3 protein-coding genes are annotated in these 2,572 nt (G+C 41.8%); all 3 read right to left on the bottom strand.

Translation table 11 applies throughout. The annotated features are described in order from the left end of the window. Positions 1 to 197: LexA family protein (locus BLR88_RS18595; protein WP_139185040.1), on the bottom strand; the 197-nt coding region annotated here is incomplete at its 3' end. 235 nt (positions 198 to 432) lie between these two features. Beyond that, on the bottom strand, positions 433 to 1,170 hold the full coding sequence (locus BLR88_RS18590) for a hypothetical protein (RefSeq protein WP_091261592.1): 738 nt from the start codon (positions 1,168 to 1,170) through the stop codon (positions 433 to 435). 69 nt (positions 1,171 to 1,239) lie between these two features. Beyond that, positions 1,240 to 1,722 (bottom strand): hypothetical protein, encoded by a 483-nt coding sequence (locus BLR88_RS18585; protein WP_091261590.1) that lies wholly within the window; start codon positions 1,720 to 1,722, stop codon positions 1,240 to 1,242. Positions 1,723 to 2,572: the final 850 nt, after the last annotated feature.

The raw sequence follows: 2,572 nt of genomic DNA, 5'->3' as shown, positions 1-2,572 counted from the left end.
ATAGCGCGCGGCTTTGTCGGATCGCGGCGAATCAGTCCTTTTTTCTCCAAGCGTGCCAAGTGTCCATGAACCGTAGAGCTGGAAGCGAGGCCCACCGCTTCTCCGATCTCACGAACAGACGGTGGATACCCTTTTTCTTTTACTTCCTTCTTGATAAAGTCCAGAATCGCCAACTGCCTGCTTGAAAGCTTCTTCATCCTCTGCATCCCACCTTATATATAAAAACATTCGTTCTTATATTTGTATTATATACGAATGTATGTTTGTGATTCAATGGGAGTGAGGGAAATTTTACAAATAAAAAGTCGCTACTATAAGCAGCGACCTTCTTCCCACAACGTTCAGATAATTACTACAAAATACAACTATTAAACTTTATATCCCATAACGTTCAGATAAAATAATTTTAATTAAACGATACAATTAATTTATTTAAAAGTCAAGTCGTCTCATGATAATTTGTACCTGCTTCTCCGTCCAGCGTGGGGAGCGCCCACCAACAAACATTTTCTTTTCTTCATCCCATTTGGGCAGCTCATCCGCAAAGGTTGTCGGGAATGGGAGAGAGCCGCGCCGCCAGTATGTTGACACTTTTCGTTTGTCCCATCCGATTCTGTCGGCTAGCCGTTGCGTGTCATACCAAACTTGTTGCTCTTCTGTATGATCTACTGTAGAAAACTTCTCTGCGAGAAAATTCATTGCAAACTTAGCTGGTCGGGGATCATGCCCGTAACTTTCAAACGTTTGTGTATTGAGATCGGTGACTATTGTACGTTCACGTTCAAATGTAAATATATATGTCTCTTCGCAACTCCGAAAATCCTCTCCAAACTCGGTGACGCTTTGCAAAACCCAACGCTTTCCTTCTTTCACACCAGCAACGAATGGAGAAAGAATGTACTGTGGTTTATACCGGATGTCTACCCCATATCGGGCCACCCATTCTAAAATCAGTTCTCTGATATCCGCAGCTTTCTCGCTTTCTTTTGCTTTTCCGCCGTGGATGATTTCATCTTCATCATCCATACACACTGTCCAGTTAATTGGACGACCATTTTCAATCTCATAATTCGCGAACATATCGGTATATTCGTTCGCTCCCTCGATATTTGCCAGACGAACAAATTTCCCATCTACTACCCATAGTGCAAAGCGAGTTTCGATATTCATTTATTACCCCTCCTGGCTAATTTACTTAAGAGAGGGGGGAGTAATCCCCCAACTCTCTCCTCCCCTTCTTCATTCGCAAGCTCGAGCTGTAAATTCTTTTCTGATAGCAGTGCAAACGCGCGAACTGATATCAAAATACTCTTGAGCGATGTAGCAAAAGAAAGATACAATTTCTTCTTCATCGTTTTTGTATCCAAACCGGTCAATCCATTCTTTCGCACTGTCGATAGCTTTTAGTGTTTCGAGCGCTTTTGTCCCCTCTTCTTTGCGACGCATACGAAACTCTTCCGAACGAGATTGGTAAAATTCTTTTGTTTCTACAGCTTCGTAGAAGTAATTGATTGCTTTTTCAACAACCGGGATTACGCGAGAACGGATATCCTCAGCCCAAGCAATTTGTTTTTGCGATCCCTTCATTTCCGGAAGAACCACATTCCTTACCTCCTTCCATGCCTGGCGCAAAGCGAGTGCCAGACGTGCTGCATAATCACCGACCATTTTCTTTGCTAACTCATGAGCTTTCTTCATTACCTTTTTGAGATTTACTTTCATCTTTTCCTCGCTCCTTCCAGTTATTTTTTTATGTATCGTTCTTGCTGTTGTCTTTATAATATCATGTTATTCCCATTTTGACAACAATTATTTATAAATTATTTTATATTTTGTTGTCTTTTTTATTCGGAAGGGGGAAAACAAAAAAATCCCCGCCATCCATACGGACAGCGGGGTATCTTTTACCACTTTTTTGAATTTTGGTTGCAAAATTTCAGCTTTTTTAGTGAGATGGTTGCAGGGATGATTCGTCAAGTGGTTTTTAAAGAATAAAATTTGGAATAATTTATGTTGATTTTGACAAGGGGTATGTAATAGAAATGCCCCGTCATCCATAAGGGCAACGAAGCGTTCGGCTTACTAGAACTTAGATTCAAGGAGCATCAAGATTACAAGCGAAACTACTAGGGCAAATCCCGCTCCTAACTTTTCGGTTCCGCATCCTATCGACCTTCTTAAACTTCGAAGGCGAAATACGGCCCAAATAGCGATTCCACCAAAAAGAAATTTTGCAATTCCAGCCAAGAAAGATAACACCAACATATTAACTACCTCCCTGTTTTTTTGAATAGACGCCTATCTATTTGCCGGTTGCACAAATAAATCGCATCTATCCTCTTTTGGTTTGTACGACATAATCGTTGTTATCGAGTATGCCGTTCGTCTATAAACAGGGTGTACGAACAAAAAAAGCCCCGCCATCCATATGGGTGGCGGGGTGTTTTCGTAAACAACTCAATATGGTCAACCATTCACCGCTCGTCTACCTGACGCCTTTCTCACTTCGTCAGCCAGCTCACCAAGCTCTTTCTTATCCTTACGCAACGCTTCGGCTGCTCTGTGATACTCG

The organism is Aneurinibacillus thermoaerophilus (assembly GCF_900099925.1).
Classification (GTDB): Bacteria; Bacillota; Bacilli; order Aneurinibacillales; family Aneurinibacillaceae; genus Aneurinibacillus; species Aneurinibacillus thermoaerophilus.
The sequence above is the reverse complement of the archived record's forward strand: the minus strand, read 5'-3'. Positions and strand labels throughout refer to the sequence as shown.